Annotated in this window: 14 protein-coding genes; all 14 read left to right on the top strand. The window is 69.5% G+C overall.

The genetic code is table 11. The features are described 5' to 3' along the window. The first annotated feature begins 27 nt into the window (after positions 1-27). Positions 28-582, top strand: coding sequence for a NuoB/complex I 20 kDa subunit family protein (locus V2W30_RS16855; RefSeq protein ID WP_006133126.1), 555 nt, complete (start codon positions 28-30; stop codon positions 580-582). Then, a complete protein-coding gene (locus tag V2W30_RS16850; protein WP_338697454.1) occupies positions 579-1,319 on the top strand; it encodes an NADH-quinone oxidoreductase subunit C in 741 nt (246 codons plus the stop codon). Before V2W30_RS16855 ends, V2W30_RS16850 begins: the two co-directional genes overlap by 4 nt. Then, positions 1,319-2,641 (top strand): NADH-quinone oxidoreductase subunit D, encoded by a 1,323-nt coding sequence (locus V2W30_RS16845; RefSeq protein WP_338697452.1) that lies wholly within the window; start codon positions 1,319-1,321, stop codon positions 2,639-2,641. The genes V2W30_RS16850 and V2W30_RS16845 overlap by 1 nt, the downstream gene beginning before the upstream one ends. After that, entirely contained in the window at positions 2,638-3,498 is an 861-nt protein-coding gene (gene nuoE / locus V2W30_RS16840; RefSeq protein ID WP_338697450.1) for an NADH-quinone oxidoreductase subunit NuoE, read from the top strand. Before V2W30_RS16845 ends, nuoE begins: the two co-directional genes overlap by 4 nt. Next, on the top strand, positions 3,498-4,856 hold the full coding sequence (gene nuoF / locus V2W30_RS16835) for an NADH-quinone oxidoreductase subunit NuoF (RefSeq protein ID WP_338697448.1): 1,359 nt from the start codon (positions 3,498-3,500) through the stop codon (positions 4,854-4,856). The genes nuoE and nuoF overlap by 1 nt, the downstream gene beginning before the upstream one ends. Next, a complete protein-coding gene (locus V2W30_RS16830; protein WP_338697446.1) occupies positions 4,853-7,354 on the top strand; it encodes an NADH-quinone oxidoreductase subunit G in 2,502 nt (833 codons plus the stop codon). The genes nuoF and V2W30_RS16830 overlap by 4 nt, the downstream gene beginning before the upstream one ends. Continuing rightward, positions 7,351-8,724 carry an NADH-quinone oxidoreductase subunit NuoH gene (gene nuoH, locus V2W30_RS16825; RefSeq protein WP_338697445.1) on the top strand — a complete coding sequence of 458 codons (1,374 nt, stop codon included), beginning with the start codon at positions 7,351-7,353 and terminating at the stop codon, positions 8,722-8,724. Before V2W30_RS16830 ends, nuoH begins: the two co-directional genes overlap by 4 nt. After that, positions 8,717-9,355 carry an NADH-quinone oxidoreductase subunit NuoI gene (gene nuoI, locus V2W30_RS16820; protein WP_338697444.1) on the top strand — a complete coding sequence of 213 codons (639 nt, stop codon included), beginning with the start codon at positions 8,717-8,719 and terminating at the stop codon, positions 9,353-9,355. The genes nuoH and nuoI overlap by 8 nt, the downstream gene beginning before the upstream one ends. Beyond that, positions 9,352-10,164, top strand: coding sequence for an NADH-quinone oxidoreductase subunit J (locus V2W30_RS16815; RefSeq protein ID WP_338697442.1), 813 nt, complete (start codon positions 9,352-9,354; stop codon positions 10,162-10,164). Before nuoI ends, V2W30_RS16815 begins: the two co-directional genes overlap by 4 nt. Next, positions 10,161-10,460: an NADH-quinone oxidoreductase subunit NuoK gene (nuoK, locus tag V2W30_RS16810; protein WP_003974374.1), complete on the top strand. Its 300-nt coding sequence runs from the start codon at positions 10,161-10,163 to the stop codon at positions 10,458-10,460. The genes V2W30_RS16815 and nuoK overlap by 4 nt, the downstream gene beginning before the upstream one ends. A gap of 17 nt (positions 10,461-10,477) precedes the next feature. Then, positions 10,478-12,397: an NADH-quinone oxidoreductase subunit L gene (nuoL, locus tag V2W30_RS16805; RefSeq protein ID WP_338697440.1), complete on the top strand. Its 1,920-nt coding sequence runs from the start codon at positions 10,478-10,480 to the stop codon at positions 12,395-12,397. A 5-nt stretch (positions 12,398-12,402) separates the two neighbouring features. Then, the gene (locus V2W30_RS16800) at positions 12,403-14,001 is read left to right on the top strand and encodes an NADH-quinone oxidoreductase subunit M (RefSeq protein ID WP_338697438.1); all 1,599 of its coding nucleotides are present in this window, start codon (positions 12,403-12,405) and stop codon (positions 13,999-14,001) included. Beyond that, the gene (gene nuoN, locus V2W30_RS16795; RefSeq protein WP_338697436.1) at positions 13,998-15,647 is read left to right on the top strand and encodes an NADH-quinone oxidoreductase subunit NuoN; all 1,650 of its coding nucleotides are present in this window, start codon (positions 13,998-14,000) and stop codon (positions 15,645-15,647) included. The genes V2W30_RS16800 and nuoN overlap by 4 nt, the downstream gene beginning before the upstream one ends. A 201-nt stretch (positions 15,648-15,848) precedes the next feature. Next, positions 15,849-17,828: a DNA helicase RecQ gene (gene recQ, locus V2W30_RS16790; protein WP_338697434.1), complete on the top strand. Its 1,980-nt coding sequence runs from the start codon at positions 15,849-15,851 to the stop codon at positions 17,826-17,828. Positions 17,829-17,862: the final 34 nt, after the last annotated feature.

The following is a 17,862-nucleotide window of genomic DNA, read 5'->3' as shown; positions in this document are numbered from 1 at the left end:
ACAGGGGACGACAGGAGCCAGAGAGCAATGGGACTCGAAGAAAAGCTGCCGAGCGGATTCCTGCTGACCACCGTCGAGCAGGCCGCGGGCTGGGTGCGCAAGTCGTCCGTCTTTCCCGCCACGTTCGGGCTCGCGTGCTGCGCCATCGAGATGATGACGACGGGCGCGGGCCGGTACGACCTGGCGCGGTTCGGCATGGAGGTCTTCCGCGGATCGCCCCGCCAGGCGGACCTGATGATCGTCGCGGGCCGGGTGAGCCAGAAGATGGCGCCCGTCCTGCGCCAGGTCTACGACCAGATGCCCAACCCCAAGTGGGTCATCTCCATGGGCGTCTGCGCCTCGTCCGGCGGGATGTTCAACAACTACGCGATCGTGCAGGGCGTCGACCACGTCGTCCCGGTCGACATCTATCTGCCCGGCTGCCCGCCCCGGCCCGAGATGCTGATGGACGCGATTCTCAAGCTCCATCAGAAGATCCAGTCCTCCAAGCTCGGCGTGAACGCCGAGGAGGCGGCCCGCGAGGCGGAGGAGGCGGCGCTCAAGGCGCTGCCGACGATCGAGATGAAGGGGCTGCTGCGGTGAGCGACGCCCAGAGCAACGGGATCAATCCCGAGAAGGACCTCAGCGCCTCCAACCTTCCGGGGCAGCGCGGCGAGGGCGGCGAGGAGATCCGCGTCCAGCGCGGCATGTTCGGCGCCGACAACGGCGGGGACACCTCCGGTTACGGCGGCCTCGTCCGCTCGATCCGGCTGCCCGGAGAGACCGCCCGCCCCTACGGCGGCTGGTTCGACGAGGTCGCCGACGAGCTGGAGGGAGCCCTGGAGGAACAGGGCCTCGTCCCCGAGAACGCCATCGACAAGACGGTCGTCGACCGGGGCGAGCTCACCTTCCACATCGAGCGCGACCACCTGGTCCGCGTCGCGCAGACCCTGCGCGACGACCCGGCCCTGCGGTTCGAGCTCTGCACCGGCGTCTCGGGGGTGCACTACCCCGGGGACAAGGGCCGTGAGCTGCACGCCGTCTACCACCTGCGGTCGCTCACCCACAACCGTCTGATCCGCCTCGAAGTCTCCCTGCCCGACACGGACCCGCACGTGCCGTCCCTGGTCACCGTGTACCCGACGAACGACTGGCACGAGCGCGAGGCGTACGACTTCTTCGGCATCGTCTTCGACGGCCACCCCGCGCTGACGCGGATCATGATGCCGGACGACTGGCAGGGCTTCCCGCAGCGCAAGGACTACCCCCTCGGCGGCATCCCCGTCGAGTACAAGGGCGCCCAGATCCCGGCTCCGGACCAGCGGAGGTCGTACAGCTGATGACTACTCCCCACGCAACTGCGCGCGCGACCACCGAAGGCACCGTGTACACGGTCACCGGTGGCGACTGGGACGAGGTCGTCCAGTCCGCGGTCACGTCCGACGACGAGCGCATCATCGTCAACATGGGACCCCAACACCCGTCCACGCACGGGGTGTTGCGCCTGATCCTGGAGATCGACGGCGAGACGGTCACCGAGGCCCGCTGCGGCATCGGCTACCTGCACACGGGCATCGAGAAGAACCTCGAGTACCGCACGTGGACGCAGGGCACCACGTTCGTGACGCGCATGGACTACCTGACGCCGTTCTTCAACGAGACGGCGTACTGCCTCGCGGTCGAGAAGCTCCTCGGCATCGAGGACGAGATCCCCGACCGGGCCTCGATCATCCGCGTGCTCCTCATGGAGCTGAACCGGTTGTCCTCGCACCTGGTCTGCATCGCCACCGGCGGTATGGAACTCGGCGCGACCACGATCATGATCTACGGATTCCGTGATCGTGAACTCATTCTCGACATCTACGAGTTGATCACCGGCCTGCGGATGAACCACGCGTACATCCGGCCCGGCGGGCTCGCCCAGGACCTGCCGCCCGGCGCGGTGGACCAGATCCGCGAGTTCGTGAAGAAGATGAAGAAGAACCTCCCCGAGTACGACAAGCTCGCCACCGGGAACCCCATCTTCAAGGCCCGTATGCAGGACGTCGGCTACCTCGACCTGGCCGGCTCCATGGCGCTCGGCGCCACAGGACCGATCCTGCGCTCCGCGGGACTGCCCCACGATCTGCGCAAGGCGCAGCCGTACTGCGGCTACGAGAACTACGACTTCGAGATCCCGACCGCCGACACCTGCGACTCCTACGGGCGCTTCCTGATCCGCCTGGAGGAGATGCACCAGTCGCTGCGGATCGTCGAGCAGTGCCTGGACCGGCTCGCGCCCGGCCCGGTCATGGTCGGCGACAAGAAGATCGCCTGGCCCGCGCAACTGGCCCTCGGGCCCGACGGGCTCGGCAACTCGCTCGACCACATCAAGAACATCATGGGCACCTCCATGGAGGCCCTCATCCACCACTTCAAGCTGGTGACCGAGGGCTTCCGCGTCCCGCCGGGACAGGCGTACGCGGCCGTGGAGTCGCCCAAGGGCGAGCTCGGTGTGCACGCCGTGTCCGACGGCGGCACCCGCCCCTTCCGGGTCCACTTCCGTGACCCGTCCTTCACCAACCTTCAGGCCATGGCGGCGATGTGCGAGGGCGGCCAGGTCGCCGACGTCATCGTCGCCGTCGCGTCCATCGACCCCGTGATGGGAGGCGTCGACCGGTGACCACCAGTTCTTCGGAGCAGGGCGTCAGCCTGGGCATGCCCCAACTGCCCGCGCCCGCTTACCCGGACGACGTCCGAGCCCGACTCGAGGCGGACGCGAAGGAGGTCATCTCCCGCTACCCCGGCTCCCGCTCGGCGCTCCTTCCGCTGCTGCACCTCGTGCAGTCCGAGGAAGGCCACGTCACACGCACCGGCATGCAGTTCTGCGCGGACATGCTCGGCCTGACCACCGCCGAGGTGACGGCCGTGGCGACCTTCTACACGATGTACCGGCGCAAGCCGAGCGGCGACTACCAGGTGGGCGTCTGCACCAACACGCTGTGCGCGGTGATGGGCGGCGACGCCATCTTCGAGTCGCTCCAGGAGCACCTCGGCGTCGGCAACAACGGCACCACGGACGACGGCGCGATCACGCTGGAGCACATCGAGTGCAACGCCGCTTGTGATTTCGCTCCCGTGGTGATGGTCAACTGGGAGTTCTTCGACAACCAGACGCCCGAGACCGCCAAGCAGCTCGTCGACGACCTGCGTGCGGGCACGCAGGTGTCACCCACGCGCGGCGCCCCCTTGTGCACCTTCAAGGAGACCGCGCGCATCCTGGCCGGGTTCCCCGACGAGCGCGAGGGCGCCGTCGGAGCGAGCGGCAGCGCGGGCCCGGCCTCGCTGATCGGTCTGCGCCTGGCCAAGGGCGAGACGCCGCCCGCGCGCGTGGTCCACCAGCGCGCCGAGGCGGCGAAGGGCGAACCGGCCCACGAGCCGTCACCCACCGAGCACCTCAGCTCGCACGACGCGCCGCAGGACACATCGGCCTCCGACCCCGCGCACCCCGCGGGTCCGACCGCCGAGGAGGGGGAGTGATGACCTTGGCAGCCGAGATCGAGAACAACGACACCAGCCCGGAGAAGCTGCTCGCGCCGGTCCTGTCGGCCTTCTGGGACGAGGACGAGTCCTGGTCGCTCGACGTGTACCGCCGGCACGACGGCTACGAGGGGCTGCGCAAGGCCCTCGCCATGTCGCCGGACGACCTCATCGCCTACGTGAAGGACTCGGGCCTGCGAGGTCGCGGAGGCGCCGGGTTCCCGACGGGGATGAAGTGGCAGTTCATCCCGCAGGGAGACGGCAAGCCGCATTATCTGGTGGTCAACGCCGACGAGTCGGAGCCGGGGACCTGCAAGGACATCCCGCTCCTCTTCGCGAACCCGCACAGCCTCATCGAGGGCATCGTGATCGCCTGCTACGCGATCCGTTCCGAGCACGCCTTCATCTACCTGCGCGGCGAAGTCGTCCCCGTACTACGGCGGTTGCACGAGGCCGTCCGCGAGGCGTACGCCGCGGGCTACCTCGGGCAGAACGTCCTCGGGTCCGGTCTGAACCTCGAACTCACCGTGCACGCCGGGGCGGGCGCGTACATCTGTGGTGAGGAGACCGCACTCCTGGACTCGCTCGAAGGCCGCCGTGGCCAGCCGCGACTGCGTCCCCCCTTCCCTGCCGTCGCGGGCCTCTACGCGTGCCCCACTGTGGTGAACAACGTCGAGTCCATCGCCTCGGTTCCCGCGATCCTGCATCGCGGCAAGGACTGGTTCAAGTCGATGGGCAGCGAGAAGTCCCCGGGCTTCACGCTGTACTCGCTCAGCGGCCATGTCGCCTCGCCCGGCCAGTACGAGGCCCCGCTCGGCATCACCCTGCGCCAGCTGCTCGACATGAGCGGCGGCATGCGGCCCGGCCACCGCCTCAAGTTCTGGACGCCGGGCGGCAGTTCCACCCCGATGTTCACCGAGGAACACCTCGACGTCCCGCTGGACTACGAGGGCGTCGGCGCCGCAGGATCGATGCTCGGCACCAAGGCCCTCCAGTGCTTCGACGAGACGACCTGCGTCGTGCGGGCCGTCACCCGGTGGACCGAGTTCTACGCCCACGAGTCCTGCGGCAAGTGCACGCCCTGCCGCGAAGGCACGTACTGGCTCGTGCAGTTGCTGCGCGACATCGAGGCCGGCAAGGGCTCGATGGACGACCTCGACAAGCTCAACGACATCGCCGACAACATCAACGGCAAGTCGTTCTGCGCCCTCGGCGACGGCGCCGCCTCGCCGATCTTCTCCTCGCTCAGGTACTTCCGCGACGAGTACGAGCAGCACATCACGGGCAAGGGCTGCCCCTTCGACCCGGCCCGCTCCACCGTCTGGGCCGACCAGCACCGCACGGAGGTGAACGCATGACTGTGACCACTAGCGCTCCCTCCGGGGGCGGCGAGGCCGCGGTCCCGCCGGAAGACCTGGTCTCACTGACCATCGACGGCATCGAGATCAGCGTCCCCAAGGGGACCCTGGTCATCCGCGCCGCCGAACTGCTCGGCATCGAGATCCCGCGCTTCTGCGACCACCCGCTCCTCGACCCGGCCGGCGCCTGCCGCCAGTGCATCGTGGAGGTGGAGGGCCAGCGCAAGCCGATGGCGTCCTGCACCATCACCTGCACCGACGGCATGGTGGTCAAGAGCCAGCTCTCCTCGCCCGTCGCCGAGAAGGCGCAGCGCGGCGTGATGGAGCTGCTGCTCATCAACCACCCCCTCGACTGCCCGGTCTGCGACAAGGGCGGCGAGTGCCCGCTCCAGAACCAGGCGATGTCGCACGGCCAGTCCGACAGCCGCTTCGAGGGCAGGAAGCGCACGTACGAGAAGCCGGTCCCGATCTCCACGCAGGTGCTGCTCGACCGCGAGCGGTGCGTGCTCTGCGCGCGCTGCACCCGGTTCTCGAACCAGATCGCGGGCGACCCGATGATCGAGCTGATCGAGCGCGGCGCGCTCCAGCAGGTCGGCACCGGTGAGGGCGACCCCTTCGAGTCGTACTTCTCCGGGAACACGATCCAGATCTGTCCGGTCGGCGCGCTGACGTCGGCGGCGTACCGATTCCGCTCGCGCCCCTTCGACCTGGTGTCGTCGCCGTCGGTGTGCGAGCACTGCGCGGGCGGCTGCGCGACGCGCACCGACCACCGGCGCGGCAAGGTCATGCGCCGCCTCGCGGCCGACGACCCCGAGGTCAACGAGGAGTGGATCTGCGACAAGGGCCGCTTCGGCTTCCGCTACGCGCAGAAGCCGGACCGGCTCACGATGCCGCAGGTGCGCGACAAGGAGAGCGGTGAGCTGCGGGCCGCCTCCTGGCCCGAGGCCCTGGAGGTCGCCGCGCGCGGGCTCGCCGCCGCGCGGGGCCGGGCCGGTGTCCTCACCGGTGGCCGGCTGACCGTCGAGGACGCGTACGCGTACAGCAAGTTCGCGCGCGTCGTGCTCGACACGAACGACATCGACTTCCGCGCGCGTGTGCACAGCAGCGAGGAGGCCGACTTCCTCGCCGCGCGAGTCGCCGGACGCGGTCGCGACCTGGACGGCAGCGGCGTCACGTACAAGAAGCTGGAGAAGGCCCCGGCCGTGCTCCTGGTCGGCTTCGAGTCGGAGGAGGAGGCGCCCGGCGTCTTCCTCAAGCTCCGCAAGGCGTGGCGGACGCACGGACAGCAGGTCTACTCGCTCGCCACCCACGCGACGCGCGGCCTGGAGAAGGCCGGCGGCACGCTGCTGCCCGCCGCGCCCGGCACCGAGGCCGAGTGGCTGGACGCGCTCGCCGCGGGCGTCGGCCTGGAGGGCGCCGCGGGCGTGGCGGCCTCGCAGGCGCTGCGCGGCGAGGGCGCCGTGATCGTCGTCGGCGAGCGGCTCGCGGCCGTCGCGGGCGGACTCACCGCCGCCGTACGGGCCGCGACCGCGACCGGCGCCCAGCTGGTGTGGATCCCGCGCCGCGCGGGTGAGCGCGGCGCCGTCGAGGCGGGCGCGCTGCCGTCGCTCCTGCCGGGCGGCCGCCCGGCGACCGACCCGCGCGCGCGTGAGGAAGTCGCGGCCGCCTGGGGTGTGGCCGAACTGCCGCACCGCTACGGGCGCGACACCGGCCAGATCGTCGAGGCGGCGGTCTCCGGTGAACTGCGGGCCCTGGTCGTGGCCGGCGTCGAGGTCGCCGACCTCCCCGCTCCGGCACGCGCGCGTGAAGCGCTTCACGAGGTCGAGTTCCTGGTCTCCCTGGAGCAGCGGCCGAGCGAGGTCACCGCGCACGCGGACGTCGTCCTTCCGGTGGCCGCGGTCGCCGAGAAGGCGGGCACCTTCCTCAACTGGGAAGGCCGCGCGCGGATGTTCGAGGCCGCGCTCAAGCCCGACCAGATGACGCGCCGGGTCGCCCCGGCCGACGGGCGCGTGCTCCAGATGCTGGCCGACGCCATGGACGCCCGCCTGGGGCTGCCCGATCTGCGGGCGGCGCGCGGCGAGTTGGACCGGCTCGGCCACTGGGACGGTCCGCACGCCACCGAGCCCCTGGAGACGGCGGCCCAGCTGCCGCGGCCCGCGAGCGGCGAGGCCGTCCTCGCGGGACACCGGCTGCTGCTCGACCTCGGCCGCCTCCAGGACGGCGACGAGGCGCTGGCCGGCACCCGGCACGCCGCTCACGCGCGCGTGTCCGCCGCGACGGCCGCCGAGGCCGGCGTGAAGGACGGCGACACGGTCGCGGTCACCGGCCCGTCCGGAACCGTCGAACTGCCGCTCCAGGTCACGCGGATGCCCGACCGTGTGGTCTGGCTGCCGCTGAACTCCGTGGGCAGCGGCGTGGCGTCGGACGCGGGCGCCGTTCCCGGCGACCTCGTGAAGATCGGCCCGGCCGTCGCCGAGGCCCCGGAGGTGCAGTCATGAGTCCCCTGGCACTCGAAGACCTGTCGATGTTCGGCACCGACCCGTGGTGGCTCGTCGTCGTCAAGGCGGTGTTCTGCTTCGCCTTCCTGATGGTGACCGTGCTGTTCTCCATCGTGTGGGAGCGCAAGGTCGTCGCCTGGATGCAGCTGCGCATCGGCCCCAACCGGCACGGCCCCTGGGGCATGCTCCAGTCGCTCGCCGACGGCATCAAGCTGATGCTCAAGGAAGACCTGGTCGTCAAGCGCGCGGACAAGGTCGTCTACATCCTCGCGCCGATCGTCGCCGCGATCCCGGCCTTCATGGCGATCGCCGTGATCCCGTTCGGCCCGTCGGGCAACGAGATCTCGATCTTCGGCACCCGTACGGCGATGCAGCTCACCGACCTGCCGATCGCGATGCTCTACATCCTCGCTGTCGCCTCCGTCGGCATCTACGGCATCGTCCTCGCGGGCTGGTCGTCCGGGTCGACGTACCCGCTCCTCGGCGGCCTGCGCTCCTGCGCGCAGATGATCTCGTACGAGATCGCGATGGGCGCCGCGTTCGCCTCGGTGTTCCTGTACTCGGGCTCGATGTCGACCTCCGAGATCGTCGCCCAGCAGCACGACCGCTGGTACATCGTGCTGCTGCCGGTCTCGTTCCTGATCTACATCGTGACGATGGTGGGCGAGACGAACCGCGCCCCGTTCGACATGCCGGAGTCCGAGGGCGACCTCGTCGGCGGCTTCAACACCGAGTACTCGTCCATCAAGTTCGCGATGTTCATGCTCGCCGAGTACGTGAACATGGTGACGGTCTCGGCGGTGTCCGTGACGCTCTTCCTGGGCGGCTGGCGGGCCCCGTGGCCGGTCTCCACGTTCTGGGAGGGCGCGAACCACGGCTGGTGGCCGATGCTCTGGTTCGTCGTCAAGGTCCAACTGCTGCTGTTCTTCTTCATCTGGCTGCGCGGCACGCTGCCGCGCGTCCGTTACGACCAGCTGATGAAGCTCGGCTGGAAGGTCCTCATCCCGGTCTCCGTGGTGTGGCTGATGCTCGTCGCCACCGTGCGGACCCTGCGCAACGAGAACTACGACTTCGCCGACATCGCCCTCTACGTGGGCGGCGGCATCCTCGTACTCCTGCTGCTCTCGTTCGTCGTGGACATCTTCCGCGACCGCGGGGAGAAGGGGCGCGCGGCGGTCGAGGAGCCCGCGGCCTTCGACCCGATGGCGGGCGGGTTCCCCGTGCCGCCGCTGCCGGGACAGACCCTGCCGCCCGTGCCGCGCCGACGGCCGCGCCACGAGCGGGAGTTGATTGTCAGTGGTGGCCCCGATACTGCGAGTGACGAATCACTTGGCGGATCTCGTGACGGAAAGGAGGCGTCCGATGGCTGACGAGAAGCATGAGAAGCACGAGAAGGACACCAAGCCCGGGTTCCAGAACCCTGTCGCGGGCTTCGGTGTGACCTTCAAGGCCATGTTCAAGAAGCGGCTGACCGAGCAGTACCCGGAGCAGCAGAAGACCACCGCTCCCCGCTTCCACGGCAGGCACCAGCTCAACCGCCATCCGGACGGCCTGGAGAAGTGCGTCGGCTGCGAGCTGTGCGCCTGGGCCTGCCCGGCGGACGCCATCTACGTGGAGGGCGCGGACAACACCGAGGAGGAGCGCTACTCCCCGGGCGAGCGCTACGGCCGCGTCTACCAGATCAACTACGCCCGCTGCATCCTGTGCGGCCTGTGCATCGAGGCGTGCCCCACGCGCGCGCTCACGATGACGAACGAGTTCGAGCTGGCGGACAGCAGCCGCGCCAACCTCATCTACACCAAGGAGCAGCTGCTCGCCGGTCTGGAGGAGGGCATGGTCGAGTCGCCGCACTCGATCTTCCCCGGCATGGACGAGCAGGACTACTACCGGGGTCTGGTGACCGAGGCGGCGCCCGGCACCGAGCGCCAAGTGGCCGTCTCCAAGGGCGAGAAGCCGTCCGAGGCCGCGGAGGCCACCGAGGCCGAGGGGGTGGAGGCATGAGCGCGCAGCTCGCCGCCTACACGACCTCCACCGGTGAGGCCTTCCAGTTCTGGGTCCTCGGCACCGTCGCCGTCATCGGCGCGCTGTGCACGATCCTGATGAAGAAGGCCGTGCACAGCGCCCTCTGCCTGGCCGGCACGATGATCATCCTCGCGGTGTTCTACCTGGCCAACGGGGCGTACTTCCTGGGCATCGTGCAGATCGTCGTCTACACGGGCGCGATCATGATGCTGTTCCTCTTCGTGGTCATGCTCGTCGGCGTCACCGCCGCGGACTCCCTGAAGGAGACCATCAAGGGGCAGCGCTGGCTGGCCGCCCTGTGCGGTCTCGGCTTCGGGGTGCTGCTCGTGGCGGGCCTGGCGAACGCGTCGCTGACGCAGTTCAACGGCCTCGGCAAGGCGAACGCCGGGGGGAACGTGGAGGGCCTGGCCGCCCTCATCTTCACCAAGTACGTCTTCGCCTTCGAGATCACCGGCGCCCTACTGATCACGGCCGCCGTCGGCGCGATGGTGCTCACGCACCGCGAGCGCACCGAGCGGGCCAAGACCCAGCGCGAGCTGGCCGAGCAGCGCGTGCGCGAGGGCAAGCACCTGCCGCCGCTGCCCGCCCCGGGCGTCTACGCCCGGCACAACGCGGTGGACATCCCGGGCCTGCTGCCCGACGGCACCCCGTCGGAGCTCACGGTCATGCAGACGCTGCGCGAGCGCGGTCAGGTCCGCGACGTCTCGGGTGAGGCGCTCCGCGACCTCAAGGCCCTGGAGCAGCGCTCGACCGATCGTCTGGAGCGTTCAGAGGAGGCGTCGAAGTGAATCCGGTGAACTACCTGTACCTCGCCGCCCTGTTGTTCACGATCGGCGCCACCGGCGTGCTCATCAGGCGGAACGCGATCGTCGTGTTCATGTGCATCGAGCTGATGCTGAACGCGTGCAACCTCGCGTTCGTCGCGTTCTCCCGTATGCACGGCAACCTCGACGGCCAGATCATCGCCTTCTTCACGATGGTCGTCGCCGCCGCGGAGGTCGTGGTCGGGCTCGCGATCATCGTGTCGCTGTTCCGTTCCCGCCACTCGGCCTCGGTCGACGACGCCAGCCTGATGAAGCTGTAAGGGGTCGCTGAACCGTTATGAACGCTGAGAACCTGATTGCGCTGCTCGTCGCGGCGCCGCTGCTCGGAGCGGCCGTACTGCTGTGCGGCGGGCGGGCGTTGGACCGGGTGGGCCATCTGCTCGGCACGCTGCTCGCGGCCGTCTCCTTCGTGATCGCGCTGGTGCTGTTCTCCGATCTGCTCGGCAAGGGCCCGGAGGACCGCACGCTCAGCCAGCACCTGTTCAGCTGGATCCCCGTCGAGGGGTTCCAGGCGGACGTCGCCTTCCAGCTGGACCAGCTGTCGATGACGTTCGTGCTGCTGATCTCCGGTGTGGGCACGCTGATCCACATCTACTCGATCGGGTACATGGAGCACGACGAGCGGCGCCGCCGCTTCTTCGGCTACCTGAACCTGTTCCTCGCGGCGATGCTGCTCCTCGTCCTCGCCGACAACTACCTCCTGCTGTACGTCGGTTGGGAGGGCGTGGGCCTCGCCTCGTTCCTGCTGATCGGCTTCTGGCAGCACAAGCCCAGCGCGGCCACCGCCGCGAAGAAGGCGTTCCTGGTCAACCGGGTCGGCGACATGGGCCTGTCGATCGCGATCATGCTGATGTTCACGACCTTCGGGACGTTCGCCTTCACCCCGGTGCTCGGCACGCTGGAGGAGCCCGGTCTCGTCGGGGGCACCTCCGAGGGCAAGCTCACCGCGATCGGCCTGATGCTGCTGCTCGCCGCGTGCGGCAAGTCGGCGCAGGTGCCGCTCCAGTCCTGGCTCGGGGACGCGATGGAGGGCCCGACCCCGGTCTCGGCCCTCATCCACGCCGCGACCATGGTGACCGCGGGCGTGTACCTCATCGTGCGGTCCGGGGCGATCTTCAACGCCGCGCCCGACGCACAGCTCGTCGTCACCATCGTCGGCGCGGTCACGCTGCTGTTCGGTGCGATCGTCGGTTGCGCGAAGGACGACATCAAGAAGGCCCTCGCCGGCTCGACGATGTCGCAGATCGGCTACATGGTGCTCGCCGCGGGCCTCGGCCCCATCGGCTACGTCTTCGCGATCATGCACCTGGTGACGCACGGCTTCTTCAAGGCCGGGCTCTTCCTCGGCGCCGGTTCGGTCATGCACGGCATGAACGACGAGGTGGACATGAGGAAGTACGGCGCCCTGCGGACGTACATGCCGGTCACCTTCGTGACGTTCGGGCTCGGCTACCTGGCCATCATCGGCTTCCCCGGCCTGTCCGGCTTCTTCTCCAAGGACAAGATCATCGAGGCGGCGTTCGCGAAGGGCGGCACGGAGGGCTGGATCCTCGGCTCCGTCGCCCTGCTCGGCGCGGCCATCACCGCGTTCTACATGACCCGCGTGATGATCATGACCTTCTTCGGCGAGAAGCGCTGGCAGCCGGACGCCGAGGGCCATGAGCCGCACCCGCACGAGTCGCCCTCGTCCATGACCATCCCGATGATCGTCCTCGCGGTCGGCTCGGTCTTCGCCGGTGGCTTCTTCTCCATCGGCGACCGGTTCCTGCACTGGCTGGAGCCCGTCACCGGGCACAGCCACGGGCACGCGCCGATCAGCGCGGGCGTCGTCACCGGCGCCACCATGGTCTGCCTGGTGATCGGCGTGGGCATCGCCTGGCTCCAGTACGGGCGCCGCGAGGTCCCCGTCGTCGCCCCGCGCGGCTCGCTGCTCACCCGCGCGGCCCGCCGCGACCTGCTCCAGGACGACTTCAACCACGTCGTCCTCGTACGCGGCGGCGAGCACCTCACGCGCTCGCTCGTCTACGTCGACCACACCCTGGTCGACGGGGTGGTCAACGGGACGGCGGCCTCGGTCGGCGGCCTCTCCGGACGGCTGCGCAAGCTCCAGAACGGCTACGCCCGCTCGTACGCCGTCTCGATGTTCGGCGGTGCGGCGGTCATCGTCGCCGCGACCCTGCTGATGAGGGCGGTCTGATACCGATGTCCTTTCCTCTGCTGACAGCGACGGCGGTACTGCCGGCCGTGGGCGCCATCGCCACGGCCGCCGTACCGGCGAAGCAGCGCACCGCGGCCAAGTGGCTCGCGCTGCTGTTCTCGGTCGCGACCCTGGTCCTCGCGGCGGTGGTCGCGGTCCGCTTCGACCCGGACGGCGACCGCTACCAACTCACCGAATCCCACTGGTGGATCAAGGAATTCGGGGTCCGCTACGAACTGGGCGTGGACGGCATCGGGGTGGCGCTCGTCGCGCTGACCGCGCTGCTCATCCCGTTCGTGATCCTGGCCGGCTGGCACGACGCCGACCCGCAGGAGACCGGCGCCGAGTCTCTCGGCAGCTTCGCCGCGGGGCGGTGGCGCCCGACGCAGGGCTTCTTCGCCCTGATCCTCCTCGTCGAGGCGATGGTGATCATCTCCTTCGAGGCCACCGACGTCTTCGTCTTCTACATCTTCTTCGAAGCCATGCTCATCCCGATGTACTTCCTCATCGGCGGCTTCGGCGACCGCGCGGGCCCGCACGGCGAGAAGGAGGCCGCGACGCAGCGCTCGTACGCGGCGGTCAAGTTCCTCCTCTACAACCTCGTCGGCGGCCTCATCATGCTGGCGGCCGTCATCGGCCTCTACGTGGTCGCGGGGAACTTCTCGCTCCAGGAGATCGCCGAGGCGCGGGCCAACGGCTCGCTCGACATGGCGACCAACACCGAGCGGCTGCTCTTCCTCGGCTTCTTCTTCGCCTTCGCGGTGAAGGCCCCGCTGTGGCCGCTGCACACCTGGCTGCCGAACGCGATGGGCGAGGCGACGGCCCCGGTCGCCGTACTGATCACGGCCGTCGTCGACAAGGTCGGCACGTTCGCGATGCTCCGCTTCTGCCTCCAGCTCTTCCCGGAGGCGAGCAAGTGGGCGACGCCGGTCATCCTCGTCCTGGCGCTCATCAGCATCGTCTACGGCGCGCTGCTCGCGGTCGGCCAGCGCGACATCAAGCGCCTGGTGGCGTACGCGTCGATCTCGCACTTCGGCTTCATCATCATGGGCATCTTCGCGATGACCAGCCAGGGCCAGTCCGGCGCGACGCTCTACATGGTCAACCACGGCCTGTCGACAGCCGCGTTGATGCTGGTCGCCGGGTTCCTGATCTCGCGGCGCGGCTCGCGTCTCATCGCGGACTACGGGGGCGTGCAGAAGGTCGCCCCGGTGCTCGCCGGCACGTTCCTGATCGGCGGCCTCGCGACGCTGTCGCTGCCGGGGCTCGCGCCGTTCGTGAGTGAATTCCTGGTCCTGGTCGGCACGTTCGCGCGCTACCCGGTCATCGGCATCATCGCCACGTTCGGCATCGTGCTCGCCGCGCTCTACACGCTGGTCCTCTACCAGCGGACCATGACGGGCCCGGTGAAGCCGTCGAACGAGGGCATCGCCGACCTGCGGGTGCGTGAACTGGCGGTCGTGGTCCCGCTGATCGGCGTACTGATCTTCCTCGGTGTGTACCCGAAGCCGCTCACCGAGCTGGTGAACCCGGCGGTCAAGCACACGATGTCCGACGTCCAGAAGAAGGACCCGAAGCCGGAAGTGGAGGCGGCCCACAAGTGAGTGCATCAGCCGTCCACAGCCTGTGGACAACAGCCGCCGATCCGATCTCCAAGATCGACGCACCGAAGATCGAATACGGGCAATTGTCCCCGACCTTGATCGTCATCGGTGCCGCCGTCCTGGGGATCCTGGTCGAGGCGTTCGTGCCCCGTAAGTCCCGCTACTACGTCCAGGTGTTCCTGGCCGTCGTCGCGCTCGCCGCCGCCTTCGCCGCGGTCGTCGGGCTCGCCGCCGGTGGGTACGGCACCACCAAGGCGCACATCGCGGCCATGGGCGCGATCGCCGTCGACGGTCCCGCGCTCTTCCTCCAAGGGACCATCCTGCTGGCCGGGTTGGTCGCGATCTTCACGTTCGCGGAGCGGCGGCTCGACCCGGAGGCGCACGGCAACCGCGTCGACTCGTTCGCCGCGCAGGCCGCGTCCGTGCCCGGCAGCGACAGCGAGAAGGCCGCGATCAAGGCCGGGTTCACCACCACCGAGGTGTTCCCGCTCGCCCTCTTCGCGATCGGCGGCATGCTGGTCTTCCCCGCGGCGAACGACCTGCTGACGCTCTTCATCGCCCTGGAAGTCTTCTCGCTCCCGCTGTACCTGCTGTGCGCCGTGGCCCGCCGCAAGCGGCTCATGTCGCAGGAGGCCGCGGTCAAGTACTTCCTGCTCGGCGCCTTCGCCTCGGCGTTCACCCTGTTCGGCATCGCGCTGCTCTACGGCTACGCGGGCTCCGTCTCGTACGCCACCCTCGCGAGCGTCGTCGACGGCTCCATCCAGAACGTGGACCCGGCCCTCGCCGACACCATGGGCAACGACGCGCTGCTGCTCATCGGCATGGCGCTGGTCGTGATGGGCCTGCTGTTCAAGGTCGGCGCCGTCCCCTTCCACATGTGGACGCCGGACGTCTACCAGGGCGCCCCGACGCCGGTCACCGGCTTCATGGCGGCCGGTACGAAGGTCGCCGCCTTCGGCGCGCTGCTGCGGCTCCTGTACGTGGTCCTGCCGGGGCTGCGCTGGGACTGGCGGCCGGTCATGTGGGCCGTCGCCATCGTCACGATGCTCGGCGGCGCGATCGTCGCGATCACGCAGACCGACATCAAGCGGCTGCTCGCGTACTCGTCGATCGCGCACGCGGGCTTCATCCTGGCCGGTGTCATCGCGACCTCGCCCGACGGTGTCTCGTCCGTCCTCTTCTACCTGGCCGCGTACTCCTTCGTCACGATCGGCGCCTTCGCCGTGGTGACGCTGGTGCGCGACGCGGGCGGCGAGGCGACGCACCTGTCGAAGTGGGCGGGGCTCGGGCGGCGCTCGCCGCTGGTCGCCGCCGTCTTCGCGGTGTTCCTGCTCGCCTTCGCCGGGATCCCGCTGACCAGCGGTTTCGCCGGGAAGTTCGCCGTGTTCAAGGCGGCGGCCGAGGGCGGCGCCGGCGCGCTCGTGGTGGTCGGTGTGATCTCGTCGGCCATCGCCGCGTTCTTCTACATCCGCGTGATCGTCCTCATGTTCTTCAGCGAGCCGAAGGCGGACGGGCCGACCGTGGCCGTGCCGTCGCCGCTGACCATGACGACGATCGCCGTGGGTGTGGCGGTCACGATCGTGCTGGGGCTCGCGCCGCAGTACTTCCTGGACCTGGCGAGCCAGGCGGGCGTCTTCGTGCGGTAGCGCCCCGCTGAGCCCGTGGAAGCCCGGTCCCTGGTGGGGCCGGGCTTCTGTGCGTGCGGGCTCCCACGGACGAGTGAGGGTCCGGACGATTGTGAGCAAGTTATCCACAGGGGCTGCTGTGGATAAGTCTCGGGCTGTCGGTCCGGCCCCCTATCGTTGCGGGGGAAGTCGAGAGCGGCGGGCGAGGACGGGACTGACGGTATGAGCGAGGTGACCGAGAGCGAGGCGCTTGCCACGCTCCATCGTGTCTTCGGATACGACGCCTTCCGGGGTGAGCAGGAAGCGATCATCGAGCACGTGGTGGGCGGCGGCGACGCCGTCGTCCTCATGCCGACCGGTGGCGGCAAGTCGCTCTGCTACCAGATCCCGGCCATGGTCAGGCCCGGGACGGGCGTCGTCGTCTCGCCGCTGATCGCCCTCATGCAGGACCAGGTGGACGCGCTGCGGGCACTCGGCGTGCGCGCCGGGTTCATGAACTCGACGCAGGACTTCGACGAGCGCAGGACCGTCGAGGCCGAGTTCCTCGCCGGCGAGCTCGACATCATCTACCTGGCGCCGGAGCGGCTGCGCCTCGACTCCACCCTCGACCTGCTCTCGCGCGGCAAGATCTCCGTCTTCGCGATCGACGAGGCGCACTGTGTGGCCCAGTGGGGGCACGACTTCCGCCCCGACTACCTGGCCCTGTCCGTGCTCGGGCAGCGCTGGCCCGACGTGCCCCGGATCGCGCTCACCGCCACCGCGACGCACGCCACGCACCAGGAGATCACCCAGCGCCTCGGCATGCCGGACGCGAAGCACTTCGTGGCGAGCTTCGACCGGCCGAACATCCAGTACCGGATCGTGCCCAAGGCGGACCCGAAGAAGCAGCTCCTGACCTTCCTGAAGCAGGAGCACGAGGGTGACGCGGGCATCGTGTACTGCCTGTCGCGCAAGTCGGTCGAGGCGACCGCCGAGTTCCTGTGCAGGAACGGGATCGAGGCGGTGCCCTACCACGCGGGCCTGGACGCCGGGACGCGCGCGCGGAACCAGTCCCGCTTCCTGCGCGAGGAGGGCCTCGTCGTCTGCGCGACCATCGCGTTCGGCATGGGCATCGACAAGCCCGACGTGCGGTTCGTCGCCCACCTCGACCTGCCCAAGTCCGTCGAGGGGTACTACCAGGAGACCGGGCGCGCCGGGCGTGACGGACTGCCGTCGACCGCGTGGATGGCGTACGGACTCCAGGACGTCGTGCAGCAGCGGAAGCTGATCAACATGGGGGAGGGGGACGAGGCGTTCCGGCGCCGCGCCTCCGCCCATCTGGACTCGATGCTGGCGCTGTGCGAGACGGCGCGGTGCCGCCGGTCCCAGCTGCTCACGTACTTCGGGCAGGACGGCGCCGGGTCGTGCGGGAACTGCGACACCTGCCTCACCCCGCCGGAGACGTGGGACGGCACCGTCGCCGCGCAGAAGATCCTCTCCACGGTGGTGCGGCTCGACCGGGAGCGGCGGCAGAAGTTCGGCGCGGGCCAGATCATCGACATCCTGCTCGGCAAGCGCACCGCGAAGGTCATCCAGTTCGACCACGACCAGCTGTCCGTCTTCGGCATCGGTGACGAGCTGAGCGAGACCGAATGGCGGGGCGTGGTGCGGCAGTTGCTGGCCCAGTCCCTGATCGCGGTCGAGGGCGAGTACGGGACGCTGGTGCTCACCGAGGACAGCGCGAGCGTCCTGGGGCGCGAGCGGGAGGTGCGGCTGCGCAAGGAGGCGCCGAAGCCCGCGACGACGCGTGCGGCGCGGGGCGAGCGGAAGGCCAAGACGGTCGCGGCGGATCTGCCGGCCGAGCTGGTGCCGGTGTTCGAGGCGCTGCGGGCCTGGCGCGGCGAGCAGGCGAAGGAGAACGGGGTCCCGGCGTATGTGATCTTCCACGACGCGACGCTGCGGGAGATCGCCCTGCAACGGCCCACGTCGGTGGCGCAGTTGGGGACGATCGGTGGCGTCGGCGAGAAGAAGTTGGCGACGTGGGGCGAGGGAGTGCTGAAGGTGCTGGCCGGGATGGACGGCGGCGCCCCGAGTGCCTCCGGCTCCGGCTCGGATTCCGGTACCGGAACCGGCTTCGGTACCGGCTCCGGCTCCGGCTCGGATTCCGCGGAACCCGAGCCGGATTTCTGGCCGGAGGCCGAGCCCGACGACGTGGACTGGTGACCTAGGCCGGGCGGCGCTTCGGCCGGTCGGGACT

Source organism: Streptomyces sp. Q6 (assembly GCF_036967205.1).
Classification (GTDB): Bacteria; Actinomycetota; Actinomycetes; order Streptomycetales; family Streptomycetaceae; genus Streptomyces; species Streptomyces citrinus.
Note: the sequence above shows the minus strand (reverse complement) of the source record. Positions and strands in the feature narration are given on the sequence as shown.